The organism is Bacteroidales bacterium, assembly GCA_023228145.1.
Lineage (GTDB): Bacteria > Bacteroidota > Bacteroidia > Bacteroidales > CAIWKO01 > CAIWKO01.
In genome coordinates, this window is sequence record JALOBU010000005.1 from 87,029 (window position 1) to 110,527 (window position 23,499).

Consider the following 23,499-nt stretch of genomic DNA (forward strand, 5'->3'; position numbering starts at 1 on the left):
ATGAGCTCTGAAGAACTCATAACCCCTCCCCCTGATTAAAAACATCAAAAAATCAGGGGGTTATTTTTTAGATTTTTATCTGTACTTCTCTCTTAAATGCTCTCTTGTCTTGCGTATTTGTCTGGCTTTAGTAATTTTGCATTCAAACATACAGGAAATGATACATTTTGAAGAAGCGTTTAAGGTTGTTTTAAATCAGGCAAAGCAAAATGCTTCAGAAAAAACAAACCTTACAAGAGCTTATGGCCGCATACTGGCACAAGACGTTTTTTCGGATGTGGACATGCCGCCATTCAACAAATCTGCTGTTGACGGCTATTCTTGCCGCAGGCAGGATATACTGAACGAACTGGAGGTTATTGAAACAGTTGCTGCGGGTTATGTTCCAAAAAAAACGGTATATGAAAACCAGTGCATAAAAATCATGACCGGCGCCATGTTGCCTGATGGTGCCGATTGTGTTCTCATGGTGGAGCATACTGAAAAAACAAATGAAAACCACATCAGGTTTTTAAAAAATGACACTCCCAATAATATTTGTTATAAAGCAGAAGATGTTAATAAAGGCAGCAAAGTCTTGTCAAAAGGCTTGCTTGTAAAGCCTGAGCATATAGCAGTTCTTGCCTCTGTAGGATGTTTTGAGCCCAAAGTCTCCTTAAAACCAAAAGTAGCTGTTATAACCACGGGCGATGAACTTGTGGAACCCCATGAAATACCCGGAATATCACAAATAAGAAACAGCAACGCATGGCAGCTTATGGCACAATTAGAGAAAACAGGAGTTGCTGCTCATTATTCAGGTATCGCAAAAGACAGCAAGGAAGATACCTTTCGTAAGGTTAACGAAGCCCTTCAAAATAATGATATCCTTTTAATTACGGGAGGTGTATCCATGGGAGATTTTGATATGGTTCCAGAAATGATGGAAAAAGCCGGCATAGATATATTGTTTCGCACCATAGCCGTACAACCAGGAAAACCAACTGTTTTCGGATTTAAAAACAATAAATATTGTTTTGGCTTGCCCGGAAATCCGGTGGCTACCTTTATGATTTTTGAATTGCTGGTAAAACCACTCATTTATAAGATTATGGGGCATGATTTTATACCGCAAACCATTCCAATGAAGTTTGGCACTGAATACAGCCGCCGTGCATCCGACCGCATGTCGGTGCTACCGGTGCAAATACAACCAGACGGAACAATAGCACCAGTTGACTACCACGGTTCTGCTCATATTCATGCACTGGCATTTGCACAAGGATTTGTTTTTATTCCAATCGGGCAAACCAAACTCAAAAAAGGAGACATCATTAATGTTAGACTCATTTAACCGCAATATAAATTATCTTAGAATTTCCGTTACCGACCGCTGTAACCTCCGGTGTTTTTATTGTATGCCGGAAAAGGGAGTGCGCCTTCTTTCCCATAACGAAATATTGAGTTTTGAAGAAATAACCGAAGTTGTCAAAGTCGCTTCGGAAATGGGAGTCACCAAAGTAAGAATCACGGGAGGCGAACCACTTGTCAGAAAAGGAATAATATCATTAATAGAACAGATAAAAAGAATCCCGACAATCACCGATCTGTCAATGACCACTAACGGCATATTGCTCGAGGAATATGCGAAAGACATTGCCGGAGCAGGAATAAAACGTATTAATATCAGCCTTGACACCGTTGACCCTGAAAAATACAAAGAAATTACCCGCGGAGGTGACCTGAGAAAAGTAATAAAAGGCATCATAGCCGCTAAAAAAGCAGGGTTGCATCCGATAAAAATAAATTGTGTGGTTGAAAAATCTCCAGAAAAACCTGATGCTATTGGAGTTAAAGATTTTTGTAAAAAAACCGGGTTGGAAGTACGCTTTATCAAAATTATGAACCTCGAAAAAGGGCATTTTTCTATCGTGAACGGAGGCTCGGGAGGCGACTGCCTGCATTGCAACCGTCTAAGACTGACAGCCAACGGAAAAATTAAACCCTGCCTTTTCAACGACATTGAATTTGATGTCAGAAAACTGGGGGCAGCACAAGCACTTCGCGAAGCAATAAAATACAAACCCGAATGCGGCACTTTCAGCAAGAACGGAAGCTTCAATAAAATCGGCGGATGATGCTGAAAAAACTCTTCGATAAAAGCAAACACAAGCCCCGTTTCGGCGGGTTGGAAATCCTGAAATATATCGGGCCCGGAATGCTCATCACCGCGGGATTTATTGACCCGGGTAACTGGGCATCAAACATCGCCGCCGGCTCGGAGTTCGGATATTCTTTATTGTGGGTGGTAGCACTATCTACCATAATGCTGATTATGCTTCAACATAATGTTGCCCACCTTGGTATTGCCAGCGGATTATGCCTTTCGGAAGCCGCCACAAAATACACTCCCAAATGGATTTCCCGCCCGGTACTCTCCATTGCCATGGCTGCTTCTGTTGCAACTTCGCTGGCTGTAATTACAGGTGCATCCATTGCTTTGAAGATGCTTTTCAGTATTCCCATACAGGCCGGGGCATTGCTCACTACATTTTTAGTGCTGATTTTATTATTTAGCAATTCTTACAAACGAATTGAAAAGTGGATAATAACTTTTGTTTCCATCATAGGGCTTTCTTTTATTTATGAATTGTATATGGTAGACATTGACTGGTCATCAGCCGCTATTTCCTGGGTAACACCAAAAATCCCTGACAACTCTATAATCATTATTATGAGCGTATTGGGCGCAGTGGTGATGCCTCACAATCTTTTTCTGCATTCAGAAGTTATTCAGAGCAGGCAATGGAACCTGCAGGATGATAAGATAATAAAGCGGCAACTTAAATTTGAATTCACCGACACCCTTCTTTCCATGTTAGTGGGATGGGCCATCAACAGCGCCATGATACTGCTGGCCGCCTCTGTTTTTTTTAAAAACAACATTGTTGTTGACGAACTTCAGCAAGCTGCCAATATTTTGAAACCTCTACTGGGCGACAGTGCCGCTTTGATATTTGCAATAGCCTTACTTTTTTCCGGCATCGCCTCAGGGATAACTTCCGGTATGGCAGGGGGCAGTATTTTTTCAGGTATCTTCCAGGAACCCTACGATATTAAAGATAACCATTCACGTTTAGGCGTAATGATTTCCATGATTGTAGCTCTGGTTATCATTATGCTGGTAAGCAATCCTTTTATGGCACTGATATATTCGCAGATGGCTCTGAGCATAGCCCTACCTTTTACTTTGTTCGTGCAGGTGTATCTCACATCATCAAAGAAAGTAATGGGAAAATACGCAAATACCGTCTTTATGAAAATTGTACTGTTTGTGATAACGGCTATAATTTCAGGATTGAATTTATATTTGCTTTACGACAGTATTTTTTAATGTGCTTTCAATTACCTGTCGTTACCGTTCCCGTTGCATGGTTAAGTTCCGAACCAAACATACTGTGAGGGATGGAAAAGATTATCAGAGTTATCAGCGCAGCAGCAATAATATAACCCGGGCGGAATTTTCTCCTGTTGGCCAGCAAAGCAACCACCCATGCCAGAAAAGCTATCAGGGTTTTGTTGTCTGTTAAATCCCAGCCAAAAGGCACCCCTGTCCAAAAATCACCAAAAGCATATTTTTGGATGATGGGCCCAAGTATCATTCCTCCCAACAACAACAAAATAAAAGTGATAAGAGAATACAAACGTGCTTTCTCAAACTTAAAAAAAGCCATCAGCCCTGCCGTATTTGACAATAGCATCGCAAGAAAAATCAAAATCACATGTGGAACAAGCGCCCAGGCAGGCACATCGTCCTTATATCTTATAATTACCGGCTGTTGTTTTGTTGCAGAAATGGTTTTGCCGTATGCTTTAAACAAAACATAATATTCTAATTTACCCGCCGCCGACTGTTTTGGTAATGTTGCCGCCAAACCCCCAGGGGCATAAATAAATGAAACGGTATCCCACTTATCATTTGTTGGGTACTTACGATATACCAGCTTTGCCTTGATATTGTCATCACGCACCGGCAAAAACACTTCACAATCCTTCGAGCTGCTATAGCTGGTAGGTAGCGATAAATTAAATTTATGGCCATACACATCAGTCTTTACTTTTTTTGGATATGTTGGCCCGGTTATTCGCTGATAGAAAGCTGCCAGCAATGTGATGAGGATAGCCCCAACCCATATAAATAATATCTTCAGTCTTTTTTTTGTCCTTTGATTTACCATATCATAATTTATAGTTGAACCAATAACACTTCTTTTTCCCCGTTACGCATCACGTCAACATTTACAGCTTGTCCTGCAGATAACATTTTCAGGCGTTCCATGTAATCATAAATATTTGTTACTGGGTTACCGTTAATGGCTGTTATTATGTCGCCTTTAATGATACCGGCATGGTATGCAGGCCCATCCTGATTCACAGCCAAAACCAATACGCCTTTAATATCAGAGTTAGCAACATCTGGCATAATACCGAACGTCACTTTCAAACTGCTTCGTTCACTACCTTTTGTCTTCAGCCCTGCTTCACGATAAGTCAAATCGTAATCCTCTTTATTGATTTCTAAAATAAGCTTTTCTGTGAACGATAAAATTGTTTCAAGTCCTTCACAATTTATTTTTGAATAATCATCGAAGGGTGTATGGTAATCGGCATGCACCCCCGTATTAAAATATAGTACAGGAATGCTGTCGCTATAGAATGAGGCATGGTCGGAAGGCCCGTAGCCGTCTTTGGTGAATGCCAGTTTTATTTTGTTGGTATCAAGGCAGGCCGATAATATTTTTTCCACATCAGCAAAAGTTCCCGTACCACCCACAGATAATATTTTATTTGTTCCCAGCCTGCCAACCATGTCAAAATTCAGCATCAGCCTGATATTTTTCTTTCCTACAGGCAAATGTTTCAGGAACCATGCCGAACCCAGCAAGCCCATTTCTTCGGCACCAAATGCAATAAAAATTATATTGTATTTTTCAAGATTTTTATTTTTCGATAGTGATGACACTAAACCCATCATGCAGGCAACTCCCGAAGCATTATCGTCGGCGCCGTTATGAACTGCTGTGGTATCCGGTTTGCGGGAACTTGTAGCCGGTCCTCCAAAACCCAGATGGTCGTAATGCGCACCTATAACAAGATATTCATCTGTTGGGACTGTACTTCTTAATACCCCAATAACATTCGATGTTTTAATCTTTTTTTCATTCAGATTGACAGAAACATATAATTGCTTTTTAATTTCAATTTGGCCTGTCAGTTCTGCTTTGCCAGCAGAAATTTCCAGAGCTTCAATACTAAGCTTTGAGGTGTTTAAAATCCTGTTGGTAGCACCACGGGTTACACTTATTGTTGGAATTCCGTTTCTATTTTTGTTCATTTCATTTTCCGGTCCTATTAAAACATCCTGTTTCATATAAGCTGTTCCATTCACAAAAATAATACCTGCAGCGCCATGGTCTTTTGCAGTGAGCATTTTTGAGCGATCTCCGCTGAAAGAAGCAAACCTGTCGAAATGTTTTTTCATATCGGGGCTTCCACGAAGAACCATTACCCATTTGCCTTTCACATCCTTACCTGAATAATCATCCCATACCAATGAATCGAATTTTACAGATAATCCATACCCGGCAAACACAATTCCGGTGTTTATAAGAGTATCATGGCTGTATGGGAAAGGTAAAAAATCGTTGTTGAGCAGAAATTCTTCCCCATTAAACACCATTTTATTATTCTCTCCGTTTTCAAAACCGGTATGCACCTCAAATGTTTGCAAGCCTTTATCTCTTAATAATTCGAGTTTGGTGGACTTAAAATATTTAAGGATATACTCAGCTGCCATATCTGCGCCCGGAGTACCCGGCATTCTGCCCTCAAGTGAATCAGAGGATAATATTCGCAGATGAGTGCACACATCATTCTGCCCGAAGCAAGGCCGGTTCAAAAAACATACTGATGAAACAAGGTATATTAAATAAATTTTTTTCATGCTTTACAATTCGGATACAAAACTAATCATTTTGAAAAAATCTTCTGCACTTGTTATTTAGCTTAAGTTGTTTTTATCATACCTATGTTTTTTTTAAGTATTTTCGCAAGGCATTTTTATTCAGTAATTACATGAAACAATACAAGTTTCTCAACAATATTTTAGGGCTTGCTGTCTTCATACTGGCATCTGTTGTTTATATCATCACTTCCGAGCCTACAGCAAGTTATTGGGATTGCGGAGAATACATTTCAACGGCTTATAAACTGCAGGTTGGCCATCCTCCCGGCGCACCTTTTTTTCAGTTGATGGGACGTTTGTTTTCTATGCTGGCTTTCGGTGATGTAACCCTCGTTGCACGAATGATTAATACCATGTCGGCACTGATGAGCGGACTTACAATACTGTTTTTGTTCTGGTCAATTACAGCACTTTCAAAAAAAATTATTACCAAAAATAATGTGTTGTCTCAGTCTGAAATGCTTCTTGTATTTGGTTGCGGCATGGTAGGAGCACTTGCATATACATTTTCCGATTCTTTCTGGTTCTCAGCCGCTGAAGGCGAAGTATATGCCATGTCTTCTTTTTTTACTGCTTTTGTTTTTTGGGCAATACTAAAATGGGAAGCTGTTGCCGATGAGCAGGGTTCATACCGATGGTTAGTGCTGATTGCCTTTATGGTGGGTTTGTCTATAGGGGTTCACTTGCTCAACCTGCTTGCGATACCGGCAATCACCATGGTTGTTTATTTCAAAAAATTTAAACAAAGTAAAAAAGGTGCATTCTTGGCTTTTGTAATATCCCTGGCAATAATTGCCTCCATCATGTATGGCATCATTCCGCAGCTTGTAACATTGTTTGCAAAAACAGAACTGTTATTCGTCAACACTTTTGGGTTGCCTTTTAACTCAGGCACAATTATTTTCGCCATATTAATTACTCTCTTGTCAGTTACAGGCCTGCTTTACACTGAAAAAGAAAAAACAATCTATCCTGTTTTATTTTTTATTTTCTACGCTTTTCTGGCATTTCTTGTTTTGTATTCAGGTAAGGGGTTTGTGGATATTATTTTGAGGATACTGATACTTGCTGGCATCACAGCCTTAATTTATTTCGGAAGGCAGAAAAAAGAAATGCTAAAAACAGTACTTCTCAGCATAATTTTCATAATAATAGGCTACTCCAGTTTTATGGCACTTGTCATTCGCTCCAATGCCAACACACCCATTAATGAAAATGCACCCGGTGATGCTATCAGCCTACTAGGATACCTCAACCGTGAGCAATACGGGGACTGGCCTGTATGGTACGGCCCATACTTCAATGCTCCTCTTGACAGCAAAGAACCTTATATTGACGGCAACCCGCTTTATGCTCGTAATGACACACTTAAAAAATATGTCGTCATTGACGACCGCAAAAAATCCATTGAAAACTATGATTCAAGGTTTTATACTTTTTTTCCACGTATGTGGAGCAAGCGCTCAAACTTACATGCTACCGGGTACAGGTCATGGGGAGAAATAAAAGGAACCCCTGTCAGGGTTACCAACAGAAACGGAAATACAGAAATAATTAATAAGCCTACATTTATTGAGAACATGAGGTTTTTCTTTTCCTATCAGATTGGTCATATGTACCTGAGATATTTTATGTGGAATTTTGCCGGCAGACAGGATGACAATCAGGGTCATGGCATTCTAAACGGAAACTGGATGTCGGGAATCGGGTTTATTGATAAATTCCGTCTGGGCCCGCAGAAAAACCTTCCTGATGTTTTTCAAAACAACAAAGGGAGAAATTATTTCTTTTTCTTACCGTTGCTTCTCGGCTTATTAGGATTTTTCATCCAACTTAACAAAAACCTGCGCGGATTTATCATTGTTTCCCTCCTGTTTGTTTTTACCGGGCTTGCCATCAATGTGTACTTGAACCCTGTTCCTTACCAGCCCCGCGAAAGGGATTATGCCTATGCAGCGTCGTTTTATGCTTTTTCCATTTGGATAGGTATTGGCGTTATTAGTATTAGAAATCTAATTTGCAAGTTCAGAAAAAAAATCGCTCCTCTTCTTCCTCCGCTTTTGGCAAGCATGATTTGCTTTCTTGCAGTTCCATTCATTATGCTGTATAACGGATGGGATGACCATGACCGTTCCGGAAGAACCACTGCACGAGACATCGCAGCGAATTATTTAAACAGTTGCAAACCAAATGCAATTTTATTTACGCTCGGAGATAACGATACTTTTCCACTATGGTATGTTCAGGAAGTGGAAGGAATACGAACCGATGTTCGTGTGGTTAACCTGAATCTGCTTAATATGGACTGGTATATCAACCAGATGAAACGAAAAGTTTATGATTCGGAACCCCTGCCAATATCGCTGAGAAATGATAAATACATGGCATCTAAGAGGGATTTTGTTTTAATTTATAACACCGGAGCTATTGAAGACAGCAATACATATTATGATGTCAGCAAACTGATTAATTATGCTGCCAGTGATAATGAAGAAAATATGCTAAGCACCATCAAAGGAAATTATAACTTCATCCCAACAAACAGGTTTGCTCTTGCTGTTGACAGCGCTTATGTTGTCAGCAAAGGAATAGTGCCCGAATCATTCCGGGATTCTTTGAAACCACAAATTACATGGGTTTTTGATGATTACGGCATACAAAAAAACAGCCTGATTGCTCTTGACATCATTGCCAATACCCAATGGAAACGCCCTGTTTATTTTGCAGTAACGGCCGGGGATGACTCTTATCAGTTTCTGAACAACTATCTTCAACTCGAAGGGTTGGCATACCGCCTGATGCCCTTTCCGTGCCATTCATCAGACATGCAAACAGGGATAGTAAACTCTGAAATTTTGTATGACAACCTGATGAATAAATTTCAATGGGGTAATATGGATAAGCCGGGAATATACATGGATGAAGTAAACATCAGGATGGCAAAAACATTGAGAAACCTTTTTTCACGACTTGCACAAACACTGGTATCAGAAGCTCAGACAGAAAAAGCCATTTTGGTTTGTGATAAATGCATTGAAGTGATTCCAGACTTTAATATTCCATACGACGAATATCTGATACCAATTGCCACAGTATATTTTCAATGCGGAGAGACACAAAAAGCGAAAAATATTACTGAGAAGTTGTTTTATGACAACACACAAAAGCTGGAATATTTCGATAAATTCAGGGGAATTGATGCCGCATACTTAGGCTCTGAAAAAGCCGATGCCCTCACACTTATTGAAAAACTTATTTTGTTGACACAAACATACAACCAAAAGGAATTGTCTGATAATATGAGTAAAACTTATAATAAGTTCAAAGATTAATTAAATCTAATCGCTTCAGGATGTATTTCAACAGGATTCCTCTACCTCTAAAAAAACTTTATGCTCCAGATGCTTTATGGCTTGTTGAAACTAATGAAAAAGATTTATTCCTGACATTTGACGATGGTCCTGATTCAGAAACCACACCTGATATTTTAAAAATACTCGATGAGTACGAAGCCAAAGCAACATTTTTCTGCATCGGAGAAAAAGTTTCAAAACAGCCGAAGACTTACTGTGAAATTTTAAAAAGAGGCCACACTGCGGGAAACCATACCAACAGCCACCTGAATGGATGGGATACCCCTTTAGATGATTATATTTGTGACATTGAAAAATGTTCAGCATTAATTCATTCAGATTTATTTCGACCTCCTTATGGTAAAATAACAAGAAAACAATATCACTACATCCGCCAGAAAAACAAAATTATCTTTTGGACAGCCATGACTGGCGATTTTGACAATAAAAACTCCGGGGAAGCCTGCCTGAAAAATGCAATCAAAAACACCCGAAAGGGTTCAATTGTTGTGTTTCATGACAACAAAAAAGCTAAAAGAAATTTAGAATATGCGCTTCCCCGATTTTTGGAATATTTTAAAGAAAAAAATTATAATTTTAAAGCCATTTCTTACTAAACTATCTTTATTTATTTTCAACTAATTAGGACAATGAGTATTAAAACTGCGGAACGTAATTCCGGAATATTACCCGAAGACAATGTAATACATCACCGGCATCTTATTGCATATTATGAAGCTGAAAAACACATTTCGGGAAATGTTCTTGAAATCGGCAGCGGTGAAGGCTATGGACTTAAAATACTTGCACCGAAAGCCGAAACCTATGTCGCTGTGGACAAACACAAAACTCCCCTGGAGTTGGGGTTTCCCAATGTCAAGTTTTTGCAGATGAATGTTCCTCCCCTGTTAGGCTTAGATAATGACAGCTTTGATATGGCGGTCTGTTTTCAGGTTATTGAACACATAAAAAAAGACACTTTGTTTCTGGATGAGATAAAAAGGGTGTTAAAACCCGGAGGAAAGCTTATACTTACTACCCCCAATATTAAAATGTCCCTCACACGTAACCCATGGCATGTTCGCGAATATACTCTTGAAAAAATAAGCACCTTATTAAAAAAATTCAATTCTGTGCAGATTGACGGTGTTTTTGGCAACCAGAAAGTTATGGCATATTACGAACAAAATAAACGCTCCGTACAAAAATACACCCGTTGGGATATCTTACGGCTACAATACATTCTGCCTGGCTGGATGTTGCAAATTCCTTACGATTTAGCCAACAGAATGAACCGTAATAAGCTCATGAAAAATAATACTTCACTCGTAAACAAAGTACAAACATCCGATTATTATATCAGCAAAGCTGATGAGAATTGTCTGGATTTTTTTGTTATTGCGCAAAAATAAAACCTGCTTAAAGGATACTTGCATTCTTGAGTTTTAATATTGTTTATGACAACTATAAATGGTGCCGAAATTTCAAAACCCCATTAAGCAGATTTTTCCTTAATTCCAGATTGCGTAATAGAAACGTAGTGAACTATTGAATAGTGTGTTATATCGTGTGTTGAATCTGCCTGTCCTGCACACAAAGTAGCAGGGGTAATCCCGATAAAAAATCAAATTCCTTTTACTGTTTTTAGTGCTCCTTTAACTGCCCGAATCGGCAGTATTACTGTTTTCAGGCCTTTTCAGGTATGACTTTATTATAATATTGTATTAAAAGCACTAAAAGTTAAACCATAAAAAATAAAACCATGAAAACAAAAAATGTCAATTTAGAAGATATCATCTTCGAAAACAGAAATAAGGATTACGGTGCCTATGTTCTCCGTAAAAATTACAACAAAAATATGATATCTGCAATAATTATTGCAGTAGTAATTTTCTTATCGGGAATATCTATACCCTTGATAGCTGGTTTATTCAAAACAGAAGTCCCCATTAAGGATGACAGGTCCATTGAAGGTGTAATTATAAATCCCCCCAAGGAAATACCCGAAATAAAACTTCCTGAACTTCCGAAAGAATTGCCCAAAATCACAGCTTTTCGGCCACCGGTGATTGTTGCCAACCCTGATGAAGTAACGGATGACCTGGCAGAACTTATTGAAAACGCTCAAAATGAAAATCTCGGTGAAACCGGCGAAATTGAAATTAGCGACACTATTAAAACCAGAACTATAATTGATGAAGGCGAGGCTTTGAAAATACATACTATCGTTGAAGAAATGCCTGAGTTTCCGGGAGGCGAAAAAGAACGAATCAAGTTTCTAACAGGAAACATGCATTACCCTGATATTGCCAAAGAAATGGGCATACAGGGGCCTGTATATCTGACTTTTATTATTGAAAAAGATGGCACCGTTACCGGAGTTAATATTTTGAGGGGCATTGGAGGAGGGTGTGACGAAGAAGCCTCACGCGTTGTAAACATGATGCCCAAATGGACCCCCGGCAGACAAAACGGCAAAGAAGTCCGGGTACAATTCAACATGCCTGTATTATTCACCCTCAAGTAAATAATTTCAAGCTTTCTGAATAAAGGCAAAAGATTTTGTTAAAGTTTTTTAATTTTCAGGCTTATTATTCTTTAGCCATATTTTCTGCAAATGAACAGGCTCCTGATTGACAGCCATGTGGTTTTTTTTCAATAAGGAACTGAGTTGGATGGCATATTTTTGAGAAATGTCACGCATGGTTTCTCCCTGCAGTGCAGTATGAAATTCAATATTATTTCTTTTCTTTTTGGGCTGAATATAAATTATATCCCCTTCTCTTACAGCATTTTTTTGTGTGGCATCATTGTACTTCCTAACATCATAAGCTTCCAAATCAAAATCCTTTGCAATAAGATAATAAGTATCATATTTTCTTGCGATGATATAATTTACCCCGTTATTAGTATAGACTTTCCTTGAGCATTCACCTATAATTATTTCCGGAAAATCGTTTTCATTTTTTATATTTGACTCAATGGGATGCTGAAGTGCTTGTTTATGATCCGAAGTTTTATTAGTGGAGTCTTTTAAAATTATTGTGGCCTGTTCCGATGAAATCTTCTTTTCTAGCTGAACATCAGTTTTATTCATTGAGATATCAATATTAAAAGCAACAGAATCATAATATGACAATCTGTTTTCCTGAATAATTTTAATCAGCAGTTCTGCATATTTGGGATTCGTAGCATAACCGGCTTTTTTAAGTCCATAAGCCCAGGCTTTGTAATCCATAGGGGAATACTGAAATAAAAAAGCGTAATTCTGCCTTGTTGTTAAGAAAACAGAATGGTCAAGATACGATGCACTATCGGAGCTGTATTTTCTGAAACATTCATTTTTTTCATCGTCATCATAATAATATTTCTGACCCGTCCAGTCGCTTTTGCATTTAATACCGAAATGATTATTAGCTTTTACAGCAAGTTCACTTTTTCCGTTTGCAGATTCCAACAGGCCTTGGGCGAGTGTTATGCTTGCAGGAATCCTGTATGCCCTCATCTCCTGTATTGCAATCCCTTTGTACTTCGCAATATATTGTATAACAAGCGGGTCCGGCTGTGCGCTACAAAAAAAACACATCAACACAAACAGCATATAAAAGGATGTTTTTTTCACGTTAATAATTTTTTCAAAATTAATTATTGTTTTTGTTGAGTTGATGTTAGTTTTCGCTAATTTTCCACACTTAAATGTTAAAAGCCATGGAACTCATAATAAAATATTTTCCACAACTCAACGCCAACCAAATACATCAGTTTGAGCAACTACAGCCTTTATATAATGAATGGAACGAAAAAATCAACATCATTTCCCGTCAGGATATTCAAAATCTTTATCTGCATCATGTTTTGCATTCATTAAGCATTGCAAGGCTGATTCAGTTCCATAAGGGAACCACCGTTATGGATGTAGGTACCGGCGGAGGTTTTCCGGGCTTACCACTTGCCATTATGTTTCCCCTGACAGATTTTTACCTTATAGATTCAACAGGAAAGAAAATAAAAGTGGTAAACGAGATTACAAAATCATTAGGGCTTACCAATGTTGTTGCCGAACAAAAAAGAGTTGAGGAAGTGCATCATACTTTTGATTTTATTATTTCCCGGGCCGTAACCAATCTGACAGACTTTATTAGTTTGACAAAAAAAAATATCAGTCCCGACAGCTCAAATAATATTACTAATGGCATCTTATACCTGAAAGGCGATGATGCCCTGAAAGAGATAAAAAAAATACATGCCGGAAAATTCATGTTTGATATATCTCAATATTTTCCTGAAGAATATTTCCTGACAAAAAAAATAGTTTATCTGTATAACTTGTAAACCAAGCAATACATTACACATAATAGACAATCTCTATAAAACAGGCTGTGTTATTTCGAAAAAAATCACCTGACTGTATCGGGAGGGATTATGAGAAAGACGTCTTCATTATCTTTTTTCATAAGGTAATTTTCTCTTCCATATTTTTCCATGGCTTCTTTATCTTTTGTAAGCGCTTCTGTAAGAGTCTTCATTCCTTCAATCCCGTCTGTATAAAAATTTTTAAGTTGCAATAAAGAGTCATTATATGCCCGTTGTTTTATTTGTTTGGGAATCCTGTCGCTATCAATAAACAAAATCCAAATAATAAAAAATAAAGTTGATAGCACATACAAGTTTTTCAAATAACTCCAGATTTTTAAAATAATTTTTTTCATTGCAGATACAAATATAAGATTATTTGAGCCATAAAAAATCATCTGTATAAAAAATTATCTTCAAAAATATCAACAAATGGTTTAAACATCCCTTTAGAAATAATTTAAATATGCTGTATGGATTATAATTAAGATTTTATTAAGCATTTTACTTATCTGTATAAAAACGAAATCACATTAATTATTTTATGGCATAAATAAAAAATCTCAGAAACTGGTAAGTTTTTAAAAAAATAAATATAATTTTGACAAAACTGACTGAAAATCTCTATTCAATATTACTGAATACCTACTTTAATATATTATGCCTAAAATAGCTCTTGTACACGATTGGTTTAACGAAGCAGGAGGTGCCGAAAAGGTAGTAAGAGAGATTTTACATTGTTATCCTGATGCTGATATATTTTGTTTATTTGATTATTTTGATACAAAAAACCGTAACGAATATCTAAAAGGGAAAAAGACACATACAAGTTTTATTCAATATATCCCTTTTGCGCGAAAAATTTACCGTAATCTTTTTCCATTATTTCCATACGCAATTGAGAGCCTGAATTTAAAAGATTATGATGTAATAATATCATCATCTTCCTGCGTGGCTAAAGGAGTTAAGCGCAAACCAGACCAGTTGCACATTTCATATTGCCACAGCCCTGCACGTTATGCCTGGGACCTTAAAGAAGATTATTTGCGGGTAACAAATACAAGGTTTACAAAAGCTGTTTTGAGTCATTTTTTTGATAAATTGCGCCGCTGGGATTTAAAAAGCAGCGACAGGGTTGATTACTTTATTGCCAACTCAAATTTTGTGTATGAAAGAATTCAAAAGTTTTTCGGGCACAGAAGCACTGTTATTTACCCCCCTGTAAATGTTGAAATGAAAGAGTCAGCATTAGAAAAAAAAGATTTTTACATTACTGTATCACGCCTTGTAACCTATAAGAATATTGACCTTATCGTAGAAGCTTTCAGGCAAATGCCCGAATTAAAACTGGAAATTGCGGGTGAAGGGCCTATGAAACGTAAAATAATTAAAAACCTCCCTCCCAATGTTACATACCTTGGTTATATTGACGAAGATACAAAGCACCTAAAAATTTCACAGGCCAGAGCTTTCATTGCGGCAGCTACAGAAGATTTTGGCATATCGGTGGTGGAAGCTCAGTCGTATTGCACACCGGTTATAATTCCATCTAAAGGAGGTTACAAAGAAACTGTAAATAAAAATACAGGCGTTTTTTTTCATGAGCAGACAGTGAATGAAATGGTTGAAACCATCAGGGCTTTTCACTCAGGGAACACAACATTTCTTTTTGATAATTTTAAAAACAACATTCAGCCTTTCAGCACCGAAAGGTTTCGAAATGAGTTCAAGACTTTCGTAGATGATAAGATTAAGCAGCATTTTGCCGGAAAGCAATAATAAAGCCAGGTGGCTGCATTTGACAACAACATTGCTTTTCCTGGCACTGTTTGCTTTTCCCTTATTTCCGTTCGCGGTAACAAATTTGATTTTAATTCTTGTATTTTTCCTGACGTTAATCATTTATTTCATCAGGCCTGTTCCTATTGGCAAAAAGCTATTGTTAAATAGTATTTATATAATTCCTTTCATCCCATACCTTCTGGAGTTTTTTATTTCCGGATTTGACCCGGTTGCAGGGTTTGAGTTAGAGAAAAAATTATTCTTTTTTACCGCTCCACTTGTATTGCCCTTATTTTTAGAAGTAACTAAATTCAGCAACTACAAGCTTCCCATGATGATATTCTCTTTCTCCATGACAGCCCTTGCTATTTATTCAGTTGCAGCCTTGTTTATTGAAAACAGCATGTTTGAACCACAAGCATATGAAAACGGAGCCTATTTACTGAGAGATCGCTTTCAGAATTATTGCGGCATACATCCGACATACTTTTCAATATTTGCCATTTGTGCCGCATCTTTTTTATGTTTTAAACCTGTTTATAAAAACAAAGGATTTCGCATCATTACGATAATTTCTGCATGTTTTCTCTTTGCTGTCGTTATTTTACTTGCTGTCCGAGCATCTATTTTTATTCTGGCTGCTTTTGCAGTTGCATGGATTGTTTTCAAGAAATTTCCATTGCTAAAAAAGACCTTGCTTATAATAACATCTTTATTGTTACTTGTAATTTTAACTTTTTCTATACCTTCGCTAAACAAGCGTTTCGGAGAAATCACCTCATGGATTTCAGGCAACACAGATTATAACAACACCCTTTCACAACGGGAAATTATTACATCCTGCTCGCTAAAAGTGTTTTCCAAAAATATTTTAAGCGGAACGGGAAGTAAAAACTTTCAGCAAGAACTTAATAATTGTTACAGAGATAAAGGCTGGCCCATTTGCGTTGAAAGAAATTACAACCCACATAATCAGTTTTTATCCATCGGGATAAATTATGGAATTTTCTTTATGTTGCTTTTTATCGCCTGCCTTTATTTTATTTTCAGAAAAGTAATTCACCATCCCGAAGCAAGATATTATACAATTGCCATAATAATCATATTTTTCAGTGAGTCTTTTCTTGAGAGACAGATGGGAGTTTATTTTTTCGGATTGTTCTCACTTCTTTTTTATAACATAAACATGCAAAAATCAATTCTTTCAATAAATTGGACACCCTCTGTTTTCATTTAATTTAACAACAACATTTATCTCATTAAACAAAAACAATTAAATTTTCAGCATTTACAACATGAACGACCGAATCAGGGTATGCTTCAATTAAAACCTTTTTCTGTTTTGCAGAACAGGGTTTTTGTTTTAATGTTCGTAAAAAAAATCGAGAAGATTGTCCCGATTTGCAGTCGGGACGGACTTCCGTGAGGGGACTTCAATCAAAACCTTTTTCTGCTTCGCAGAACAGGATTTTTGTTTTAATGTCCGTAAAAAAATGTGAGAAGATTGTCCCGACTTGCAGTCGGGACGGACTTCCGTGAGGGGGGCTTCAATCAAAACCTTTTTCTGCTTCGCAGAACAGGATTTTTGTTTTAATGTCCGTAAAAAAATGCGAGAAGATTGTCCCGTCTTGCAGCCGGGACGGACTTCCGTGAGGGGGGCTTCAATCAAAACCTTTTTCTGCTTCGCAGAACAGGGTTTTTGTTTTAATGTCCGTAAAAAAATACGAGAAGATTATCCCGACTTGCAGTCGGGACGGACTTCCGTGAGGGGGGCTTCAATCAAAACCTTTTTCTGCTTCGCAGAACAGGGTTTTTGTTTTAATGTCCGTAAAAAAATGCGAGAAGATTGTCCCGACTTGCAGCCGGGACGGACTTCCGTGAGGGGGGCTTCAATCAAAACCTTTTTCTGCTTCGCAGAACAGGATTTTTGTTTTAATGCTCGCTCAGGCAAGCCTGGCTCACTTAAAACAAAAACCCTTCCGTTTAGCGGAAAGGTTTTGATTGGTCGGGGCGAGAAGACTCGAACTTCCGACCCCTTGCACCCCATAAAATATTTTTGTCTTATCGAAAATTATTTTAATTTATATTAGCTTGTATTACAGATATTTAAAAAATACCTTATTATATTAGCTTGTATTTATCAATAAGGTTTTATTATCTTTGTGTTACCTTTTATGTTACCCTGAAAAAATCGTATAACTCAATAAAATTAACACAATGGCAAATATAAGAATCTTTTTAAGAACAAACCGAATTATTTTAAAAGATAAACACCCGGTTGTTTTAATACTAACTATTGAGGGTAAAAGAAAATATTTTTCTCTTGGTGGTAAAAACAAAGGTTATGCCTGTACTCAAAATGAATGGGATTTTGAAAAAAACAGATTTAAAAAAAATCATGATAAGTACAAAATAAAAAATCAGATATTAGATAATTTAGAAAGTCAGGCAAATGATATTTTTATCAAAGCTGAATATGATAAAATACCAGTATCATTTGAGTATTTTACTAAGCAATTTTCAAAAAAAACAAAGAAATATACTGTATTTACTTTTTTTGATGAAGAAATTGAAAGGCTTAAAAAATCAGGTTCATTAAGTTATTCCGATACTTTCAAAGCTACAAAAAGTATTATCAATAAATTTTGTGATAATGAAAATCTTAAATTTACTGATGTAGATTATAATTTTCTTAAAAGGTTTGAAACATACTGCTTTCAGCATAAGGCAAAATCAAATACTGTTAGTGTATATATGCGAACTTTCCGAACTCTTTTTAATTCGGCAATAAAAAATGAAATTTGTTTTGAAGTATCCTACCCTTTTAAAAGTCGAAACAATCCAAACGGTTACAGCTTGGAACACCTGAATACTGAAACACAAAAAAGAGCAATTACACTGGAACAAATGAAACTAATAATAAATTATAAAGTAAAAAAAGAAACAGATTTATTTCATGCAAAAAACATTTTTCTTTTTAGTTTTTATGCAATAGGAATTAATTTTATTGATATGGCAAATCTTAAATGGAATAATATCATTAATAATAGAATTGAATACAACAGAGCTAAAACCGGGGGGCAATTTTCAATATTAATACAGCCGGAACTAAAAAAGATTATTGATTATTATAAGAAAAATAAAAAATCAGATTATATACTACCTATCTTTAATGATACTCATGTTACAGCTTTACAGAAATACAATAGAAAAAAGAAAATGCTAAGAAAATTTAATAGTGATTTGCAAACTATTGCAGAAAATTTAGGAATTGATTTTAATATTACTTCGTATGTAAGTCGTCATTCATGGGCTACCATACAAAAAGAAAAAGGCACACCCACTGCAATAATCAGCGAGGGCTTAGGACATAAAACAGAGGCAATAACACAAACTTACCTTAAGAAGTTTGAAAATTCCGTACTGGATGAAGCAAATAGAAATTTGCTTAAGAAATTACAGCAAAAACGAAAATAGGTAAGTATGAGCAATGAACATTTGAAAGTAAAAGTTTTTGTTAAACCTTTTGTAAAAAAAGTTTTAGAAAAAAAATGTGGTAATCCAGTAGATTTGAATTTATGGGATATGAAAAATTACATAAGGTTATTTTTATTGGATTCAATCAAACACCCCAGTAAGCATTATGATTATACTATCAAAAAAAAATATAATTATTCAAGAATGACAACAGTTAATATTAAATTAAGCCCTTATGAATTTTTTAAAATAGGGCATGAACTAACATTAACTGACCAAATGAAATTAAATAGAGTTTTACAAAAACTTGTAAAAAATCAAATATACATAATGCTTGATGTAGGTGAAAAATATCAAAACAAAATTTCAGAGCGAATAAAAGTGGTCAGAAAAACGCTTAATTTGTCAGAAAAGGATTTAAGCGATTATGCAATAAAAAAAGATTATTACAGATATAGAAAAAAAAGAGGGGAAAATTTTTACACTTAATTTCAACAACTTAAGTAATTTTTATTATTTTTTTTTGCACAACTTGTCCTCTCCCAAGTTTATGTATTTTTTTATCATAATTTATTTAACAAAACTCTGAATTAACAGGGCTTTCAGAAGTTTTCAATTAATACAATAAAAATATTGATTTTAATTATATTGTTTTTGTAAAGCATTATATATTAGTATTTATGATGAAACGCCTTGTCCTTTTTTTCGCATAAGTGTAGATATAATTTTGCTCATATATTTTAATATAAAAAATTATGACAGCAAAAAATTTACTACCTATCCCGCCAAAAGAAAAATTATCAAAAAGAATTATTGTAGCTTTTACTGAAAAGGATTTCAACAATTTTTCAGTATTATGCAAAAAGAGTAAAGTAACAAAGAGCGATTTAATAAGATTCTTTGTAAATAAACTTTTGTACGAACAAAACAAAAATTAATAATATGGAAAATCAAAATGAAATTCTTTATTCTTTGTTGCAGGAAATTAAAAGGGATATTTCAGAAATTAAAATATTGATACCCGGCAAAGCAAATGATGATCCGGTTAATGATTTAGGGCCTATTGAAATGGCAATGCAAATAACCAATCTTGCGAAACCTACCATTTACGCATTGACCAGTAAAAATGAAATACCTTTTATAAAGAAAAACAGAAAACTGTATTTTTCTAAAAAGGATCTGTTATCCTGGTTAAGCCAGGGTAAACAAAAAACAATCCAGGAAGCAACCGACCAGGTTAATGAGTACATGAGTAAAAACATTAAAAAGAGGGGTTAAAATGGACTATGAAATAATTGATTCGATTGTTAAGCGAAACTCTAATAAGATAAAGATTCCAGAGGTTATACAAGAAATTACAGGAACTGATTTATTACTTAATGATATAGAAAAAATACCATGCTTATTAGACCCGATATTTCAACAAACAGGAATTGCAGGTTTGGCAGGGAGTTCTGATACTGGAAAGAGTATGTTATTAAGACAATTTTTAATTGATTTAGTTACTGGAAATGATAATTTCTTAGGATTTCCGATATATTCGAGATACAGAAGCGGAATTTATGTTTCTTCAGAAGATTTGTATAATGAAACTTCATATATATTGAAAAAACAAGCAAGCCGATATAAGCCAGAGGATTTAAAAGAATTAAGATTTGTATTTGATATTGAAAATCTTATTGAGAAATTGGATTCAATGCTAACTAATAAAAAAGCTGATGTAATCATTATAGATTGTTTTGCTGATGTATATGGAGAGGAATTAAGAGATACTTCAAAAATCAGGCAGTATTTGCATAAATATCAGGAATTAGCACAAAAACATGAATGTTTAATAATATTTATTCACCATTCAATAAAAAGAACGGAAACCTTAGAACCAAGCAAAAATAATCTTAATAGCGGACAAGGGTTTGAATCAAAAATGAGGGTTGTAATTGAATTACGAGCGGACAATATAAACCCTGATAAAAGGCATTTATGTATTGTAAAAGCAAATTATTTGCCAGCCAGTTACAAAAAAGAAAGTTATGTCTTAGAGTATGATAATGATAATTTTTCCTTTTCAAACACCGGGGAGCGTATACTGTTTGAATTTTTATCGAAAAAAACTGATTCAGATCAGGGTAAGGCAAAATATGAGATAGCAAAGGAACTAAAAGCAGAGGGATATACTCATGAGAAAATTGGCAAAGAGTTAGGTATTGCAAAGAGTACAGTTTCAAAATTATTTAAAAAATATGAAAATGATGTTTCCAATGTTTCCAATGGAAACAAATGAAAAATTACCTTTTTAAATACGTGTTTCCGTTTCCATTCTCTTAGGATATGGAAACGGAAACGTGAAATAATATGGAATTGTTACAAACATATAAGAAACTTTATAATAAGATAAAATTTTTGGCAGACAATGACAAGCTAAATGACAGGTCATTAAAGGAATATAATGAAATTCTAAAATCAATTTATAATGCTTATTATGATTATGAAAATGAAATTTTTGAATTACAAATGCAGGTATTTGTATTAGCAAGACAAATTACAGAATTTCATGAAAAGCAAAAGATCTTTGCAAATAATATAATTGAAATAGAAAGAAGAAGAACAAAAAAATTATAATCTCTTACGATATAGCAACCATATCATTTCTCTTGCATGGGCTTCACCATGTTCATCCCTTATACTTTCAAAATCCTTTTTAATTTCCATATCTTTTAAATAACGATTATATTCTAATATTGCCCGGTATTGATGTAATTGTAAAGCCCTGAAGCGTAAATTTTCAAAGTACCAATTATGATATAATATTTTGTATTTACTTTTGGTGTACTTCGTTTTTATTTTATCAAATAATTTTTTGGCTTCAGTATGCCCGCTTTCAGCTTTTTTTTTCAGCTTAAGGAAATCAATATAATTATCAATTTCTTTATAGAAAACGGCTTTCATATTTGCGAAAGTTTAAGACCACACGAAACCATTTGAGCGTTAAAATCTTCAATAAATTCCTGCTTTTCCTGAGCTGATGAGTTTGCAACATCTTGTTTGTCTTTGTGATGTTTTTCGCAAAAGTCCAAAATATCTTCAAAGTAATTATGTCCGGTTACTTCAATAATGTGCGTGCCTGGGTTGCTATTAATTTCGATTAAATAATTGTTGTCTTGATGTTCGATAATATCAACACCGGCAAAGTTTAACCCTGGTATTGAAGCAACGGCATCAACACAAATTTTTTCTACTTCTTTACTTGCTGTTATTTTTTTCGCCGTGCCTTCTAAACTGACATTTGCCCTGATGTCATTTTTCGGGGCCTGTCGCTCCATCGAGCAGACCACTTTATCACCCACCACAATATGACGCTGGTCCTTCCCGCCGTTGTTAAGATATTCCTGCAGTATAAATTTCACACCTTTTTTATAATACGATTCCAATGTTAAATTGGTTTGTAGCGGGGATTCCAATAAAATGATATTTGCACCTTTTGAGCCGCTAATTTCCTTCAAGATAACGCTTAAGCCCCCAAGCTTTTCAATCATAAATGCAATGTTTTTAGGTTGTACTGCATACCATTGTTTAGGCACTTTGATTTTATTAGCAGAGCATATTTGAGCCGTTTTAATCTTATTAGCACATGTATTGATGGCCCAGGCACTTTGCAAGCTCCATTTGTGCATATTGACTTGTAATTGAATCAAAACCTGGCAGGCATAATCTCTGTTAGTTCCTATCCTGGTTATCACACAGTCCCAGTTTTTCGCCTTCAGCTTTTCATTTTCATTGTGATAGAGTGCATCCCAGCCTTTAGGATTATCACTTAAATAAATATTGAAGTCCACGGGGTCGAATACTTCAATATAATGTTTTCTTTTTTCTGCAGTTTCGACCAATTTCTTTTGGCTACTGCCGGACAATACAAGTATATTCATTTTAATAAGTTTTAATAATTTCGACAAACTTACTTACTGAAATTGTCATTTGAAAGGACAAAAAAATTATCCGTTTGTAAACGGATAATTTCAACATATAACATAAAAAAAAAAACGTCATGACGAAAACCTGACAGGGCGGTGCAGGGTCATTTGAGTAAAATTGATACTATTTTATTGTTTTCGCACTCAATGAAAATACATATTCAATTGAAAATTAAAGAAGTACAAAAAAATATACTTAATAAAAATGGGAAAAGTATGTTTTTTTTGAAGTATAATGACATTGAATAACAGGAATGACAATGAATACAACTACTTTGTTTATATAAAAAGTTAATTTTTGAAAGTTATAACCAAAATAATATTTAATGTTACCCTTTATGTTACCCTAAAATAAAAAAAGGTTTTAGAAAACTCTAAAACCCTTTATTTTGTAAGTCGGGGCGAGAAGACTCGAACTTCCGACCCCTTGCACCCCATGCAAGTACGCTAGCCAACTGCGCCACGCCCCGAAATTTTTGCAAATATATAATTTTTTCACAATACTTTGCAATCACTCAAAATATTTAACGACAAAATGACAGTTGCTATTGAATTTATACTT

The 23,499-nt window shown here is 35.5% G+C and carries 22 protein-coding genes and 1 tRNA gene; 16 read left to right on the forward strand and 7 right to left on the reverse strand.

What is annotated here, in order from left to right:
• The first annotated feature begins 157 nt into the window (after nt 1-157).
• Genes M0R16_03880 through M0R16_03890 form a run of 3 tightly spaced genes read left to right on the forward strand, consistent with a single transcriptional unit; the run spans nt 158 to nt 3,373 of the window.
• Nucleotides 158-1,333, forward strand: a complete 1,176-nt coding sequence (locus M0R16_03880) for a molybdopterin molybdotransferase MoeA (GenBank protein ID MCK9612023.1) — start codon at nt 158-160, stop codon at nt 1,331-1,333.
• Complete coding sequence (locus M0R16_03885; protein ID MCK9612024.1) at nt 1,317-2,117, forward strand: radical SAM protein; 801 nt, start codon at nt 1,317-1,319, stop codon at nt 2,115-2,117. The genes M0R16_03880 and M0R16_03885 overlap by 17 nt, the downstream gene beginning before the upstream one ends.
• On the forward strand, nt 2,117-3,373 hold the full coding sequence (locus M0R16_03890; GenBank protein ID MCK9612025.1) for an Nramp family divalent metal transporter: 1,257 nt from the start codon (nt 2,117-2,119) through the stop codon (nt 3,371-3,373). The genes M0R16_03885 and M0R16_03890 overlap by 1 nt, the downstream gene beginning before the upstream one ends.
• A gap of 7 nt (nt 3,374-3,380) precedes the next feature.
• Here the strand turns inward: M0R16_03890 and M0R16_03895 are convergent, their stop codons facing one another.
• Together M0R16_03895 and M0R16_03900 are read right to left on the reverse strand one after the other, a co-directional pair.
• Nucleotides 3,381-4,217: a hypothetical protein gene (locus tag M0R16_03895; GenBank protein MCK9612026.1), complete on the reverse strand. Its 837-nt coding sequence runs from the start codon at nt 4,215-4,217 to the stop codon at nt 3,381-3,383.
• Between the two features lie 8 nt (nt 4,218-4,225).
• Entirely contained in the window at nt 4,226-5,983 is a 1,758-nt protein-coding gene (locus M0R16_03900; protein ID MCK9612027.1) for a M20/M25/M40 family metallo-hydrolase, read from the reverse strand.
• A 131-nt stretch (nt 5,984-6,114) separates the two neighbouring features.
• Here M0R16_03900 and M0R16_03905 point away from each other — a divergent pair, with 131 nt between their 5' ends.
• From M0R16_03905 to M0R16_03920, 4 genes are all read left to right on the forward strand, one after another.
• Nucleotides 6,115-9,336, forward strand: a complete 3,222-nt coding sequence (locus tag M0R16_03905; protein MCK9612028.1) for a DUF2723 domain-containing protein — start codon at nt 6,115-6,117, stop codon at nt 9,334-9,336.
• A 20-nt stretch (nt 9,337-9,356) separates the two neighbouring features.
• On the forward strand, nt 9,357-9,974 hold the full coding sequence (locus tag M0R16_03910; GenBank protein MCK9612029.1) for a polysaccharide deacetylase family protein: 618 nt from the start codon (nt 9,357-9,359) through the stop codon (nt 9,972-9,974).
• A 33-nt stretch (nt 9,975-10,007) separates the two neighbouring features.
• Nucleotides 10,008-10,769, forward strand: coding sequence for a class I SAM-dependent methyltransferase (locus M0R16_03915; protein MCK9612030.1), 762 nt, complete (start codon nt 10,008-10,010; stop codon nt 10,767-10,769).
• A gap of 350 nt (nt 10,770-11,119) precedes the next feature.
• Nucleotides 11,120-11,884, forward strand: a complete 765-nt coding sequence (locus M0R16_03920) for an energy transducer TonB (GenBank protein ID MCK9612031.1) — start codon at nt 11,120-11,122, stop codon at nt 11,882-11,884.
• A 48-nt stretch (nt 11,885-11,932) separates the two neighbouring features.
• Here the strand turns inward: M0R16_03920 and M0R16_03925 are convergent, their stop codons facing one another.
• Nucleotides 11,933-12,979, reverse strand: coding sequence for a glucosaminidase domain-containing protein (locus M0R16_03925; GenBank protein ID MCK9612032.1), 1,047 nt, complete (start codon nt 12,977-12,979; stop codon nt 11,933-11,935).
• A gap of 86 nt (nt 12,980-13,065) precedes the next feature.
• Here M0R16_03925 and rsmG point away from each other — a divergent pair, with 86 nt between their 5' ends.
• Nucleotides 13,066-13,689 (forward strand): 16S rRNA (guanine(527)-N(7))-methyltransferase RsmG, encoded by a 624-nt coding sequence (gene rsmG / locus M0R16_03930; GenBank protein MCK9612033.1) that lies wholly within the window; start codon nt 13,066-13,068, stop codon nt 13,687-13,689.
• A 65-nt stretch (nt 13,690-13,754) separates the two neighbouring features.
• Here rsmG and M0R16_03935 read toward each other — a convergent pair whose 3' ends face one another.
• Nucleotides 13,755-14,018, reverse strand: a complete 264-nt coding sequence (locus M0R16_03935; GenBank protein ID MCK9612034.1) for a hypothetical protein — start codon at nt 14,016-14,018, stop codon at nt 13,755-13,757.
• Nucleotides 14,019-14,370: 352 nt separating this feature from the next.
• Here M0R16_03935 and M0R16_03940 point away from each other — a divergent pair, with 352 nt between their 5' ends.
• The 8 genes from M0R16_03940 (at nt 14,371) to M0R16_03975 (ending at nt 21,588) form a co-directional block, all read left to right on the forward strand.
• Nucleotides 14,371-15,489 carry a glycosyltransferase gene (locus M0R16_03940; protein MCK9612035.1) on the forward strand — a complete coding sequence of 373 codons (1,119 nt, stop codon included), beginning with the start codon at nt 14,371-14,373 and terminating at the stop codon, nt 15,487-15,489.
• Nucleotides 15,452-16,729: an O-antigen ligase family protein gene (locus M0R16_03945; GenBank protein ID MCK9612036.1), complete on the forward strand. Its 1,278-nt coding sequence runs from the start codon at nt 15,452-15,454 to the stop codon at nt 16,727-16,729. The genes M0R16_03940 and M0R16_03945 overlap by 38 nt, the downstream gene beginning before the upstream one ends.
• Before the next feature lie 370 nt (nt 16,730-17,099).
• Nucleotides 17,100-17,582 carry a hypothetical protein gene (locus M0R16_03950; GenBank protein MCK9612037.1) on the forward strand — a complete coding sequence of 161 codons (483 nt, stop codon included), beginning with the start codon at nt 17,100-17,102 and terminating at the stop codon, nt 17,580-17,582.
• Between the two features lie 127 nt (nt 17,583-17,709).
• The gene (locus tag M0R16_03955; GenBank protein MCK9612038.1) at nt 17,710-18,969 is read left to right on the forward strand and encodes a site-specific integrase; all 1,260 of its coding nucleotides are present in this window, start codon (nt 17,710-17,712) and stop codon (nt 18,967-18,969) included.
• Nucleotides 18,970-18,975: 6 nt separating this feature from the next.
• Nucleotides 18,976-19,458 carry a hypothetical protein gene (locus tag M0R16_03960; GenBank protein ID MCK9612039.1) on the forward strand — a complete coding sequence of 161 codons (483 nt, stop codon included), beginning with the start codon at nt 18,976-18,978 and terminating at the stop codon, nt 19,456-19,458.
• A gap of 453 nt (nt 19,459-19,911) precedes the next feature.
• Nucleotides 19,912-20,247: a helix-turn-helix domain-containing protein gene (locus tag M0R16_03965; protein MCK9612040.1), complete on the forward strand. Its 336-nt coding sequence runs from the start codon at nt 19,912-19,914 to the stop codon at nt 20,245-20,247.
• A gap of 1 nt (nt 20,248) precedes the next feature.
• Complete coding sequence (locus M0R16_03970; protein MCK9612041.1) at nt 20,249-21,250, forward strand: AAA family ATPase; 1,002 nt, start codon at nt 20,249-20,251, stop codon at nt 21,248-21,250.
• Between the two features lie 71 nt (nt 21,251-21,321).
• Nucleotides 21,322-21,588: a hypothetical protein gene (locus M0R16_03975; protein ID MCK9612042.1), complete on the forward strand. Its 267-nt coding sequence runs from the start codon at nt 21,322-21,324 to the stop codon at nt 21,586-21,588.
• On the opposite strand, the gene M0R16_03980 is transcribed toward M0R16_03975, so the two are convergent.
• The 3 genes from M0R16_03980 to M0R16_03990 form a co-directional block, all read right to left on the reverse strand.
• Nucleotides 21,583-21,915, reverse strand: a complete 333-nt coding sequence (locus M0R16_03980) for a hypothetical protein (protein ID MCK9612043.1) — start codon at nt 21,913-21,915, stop codon at nt 21,583-21,585. The genes M0R16_03975 and M0R16_03980 overlap by 6 nt on opposite strands.
• A complete protein-coding gene (locus M0R16_03985; protein ID MCK9612044.1) occupies nt 21,912-22,892 on the reverse strand; it encodes a RimK family alpha-L-glutamate ligase in 981 nt (326 codons plus the stop codon). Before M0R16_03985 ends, M0R16_03980 begins: the two co-directional genes overlap by 4 nt.
• 441 nt (nt 22,893-23,333) lie before the next feature.
• Nucleotides 23,334-23,407, reverse strand: a tRNA-Pro gene (locus M0R16_03990).
• Nucleotides 23,408-23,499: the final 92 nt, after the last annotated feature.

Excerpts from the sequence above, each read along its gene's own strand:
- M0R16_03980 (MCK9612043.1), bottom strand. The coding sequence starts at position 21,915 with ATGAAAGCCGTTTTCTATAAAGAAATTGATAATTATATTGATTTCCTT.
- M0R16_03890 (MCK9612025.1), top strand. The coding sequence starts at position 2,117 with ATGCTGAAAAAACTCTTCGATAAAAGCAAACACAAGCCCCGTTTCGGC.
- M0R16_03915 (MCK9612030.1), top strand. The coding sequence starts at position 10,008 with ATGAGTATTAAAACTGCGGAACGTAATTCCGGAATATTACCCGAAGAC.
- M0R16_03955 (MCK9612038.1), top strand. The coding sequence starts at position 17,710 with ATGGCAAATATAAGAATCTTTTTAAGAACAAACCGAATTATTTTAAAA.
- M0R16_03970 (MCK9612041.1), top strand. The coding sequence starts at position 20,249 with ATGGACTATGAAATAATTGATTCGATTGTTAAGCGAAACTCTAATAAG.
- M0R16_03985 (MCK9612044.1), bottom strand. The coding sequence starts at position 22,892 with ATGAATATACTTGTATTGTCCGGCAGTAGCCAAAAGAAATTGGTCGAA.
- rsmG (MCK9612033.1), top strand. The coding sequence starts at position 13,066 with ATGGAACTCATAATAAAATATTTTCCACAACTCAACGCCAACCAAATA.
- M0R16_03975 (MCK9612042.1), top strand. The coding sequence starts at position 21,322 with ATGGAATTGTTACAAACATATAAGAAACTTTATAATAAGATAAAATTT.
- M0R16_03910 (MCK9612029.1), top strand. The coding sequence starts at position 9,357 with ATGTATTTCAACAGGATTCCTCTACCTCTAAAAAAACTTTATGCTCCA.
- M0R16_03945 (MCK9612036.1), top strand. The coding sequence starts at position 15,452 with ATGATAAGATTAAGCAGCATTTTGCCGGAAAGCAATAATAAAGCCAGG.
- M0R16_03895 (MCK9612026.1), bottom strand. The coding sequence starts at position 4,217 with ATGGTAAATCAAAGGACAAAAAAAAGACTGAAGATATTATTTATATGG.
- M0R16_03880 (MCK9612023.1), top strand. The coding sequence starts at position 158 with ATGATACATTTTGAAGAAGCGTTTAAGGTTGTTTTAAATCAGGCAAAG.
- M0R16_03905 (MCK9612028.1), top strand. The coding sequence starts at position 6,115 with ATGAAACAATACAAGTTTCTCAACAATATTTTAGGGCTTGCTGTCTTC.
- M0R16_03950 (MCK9612037.1), top strand. The coding sequence starts at position 17,100 with ATGCGAGAAGATTGTCCCGTCTTGCAGCCGGGACGGACTTCCGTGAGG.
- M0R16_03900 (MCK9612027.1), bottom strand. The coding sequence starts at position 5,983 with ATGAAAAAAATTTATTTAATATACCTTGTTTCATCAGTATGTTTTTTG.
- M0R16_03965 (MCK9612040.1), top strand. The coding sequence starts at position 19,912 with ATGGAAAATCAAAATGAAATTCTTTATTCTTTGTTGCAGGAAATTAAA.
- M0R16_03885 (MCK9612024.1), top strand. The coding sequence starts at position 1,317 with ATGTTAGACTCATTTAACCGCAATATAAATTATCTTAGAATTTCCGTT.
- M0R16_03940 (MCK9612035.1), top strand. The coding sequence starts at position 14,371 with ATGCCTAAAATAGCTCTTGTACACGATTGGTTTAACGAAGCAGGAGGT.
- M0R16_03960 (MCK9612039.1), top strand. The coding sequence starts at position 18,976 with ATGAGCAATGAACATTTGAAAGTAAAAGTTTTTGTTAAACCTTTTGTA.
- M0R16_03920 (MCK9612031.1), top strand. The coding sequence starts at position 11,120 with ATGAAAACAAAAAATGTCAATTTAGAAGATATCATCTTCGAAAACAGA.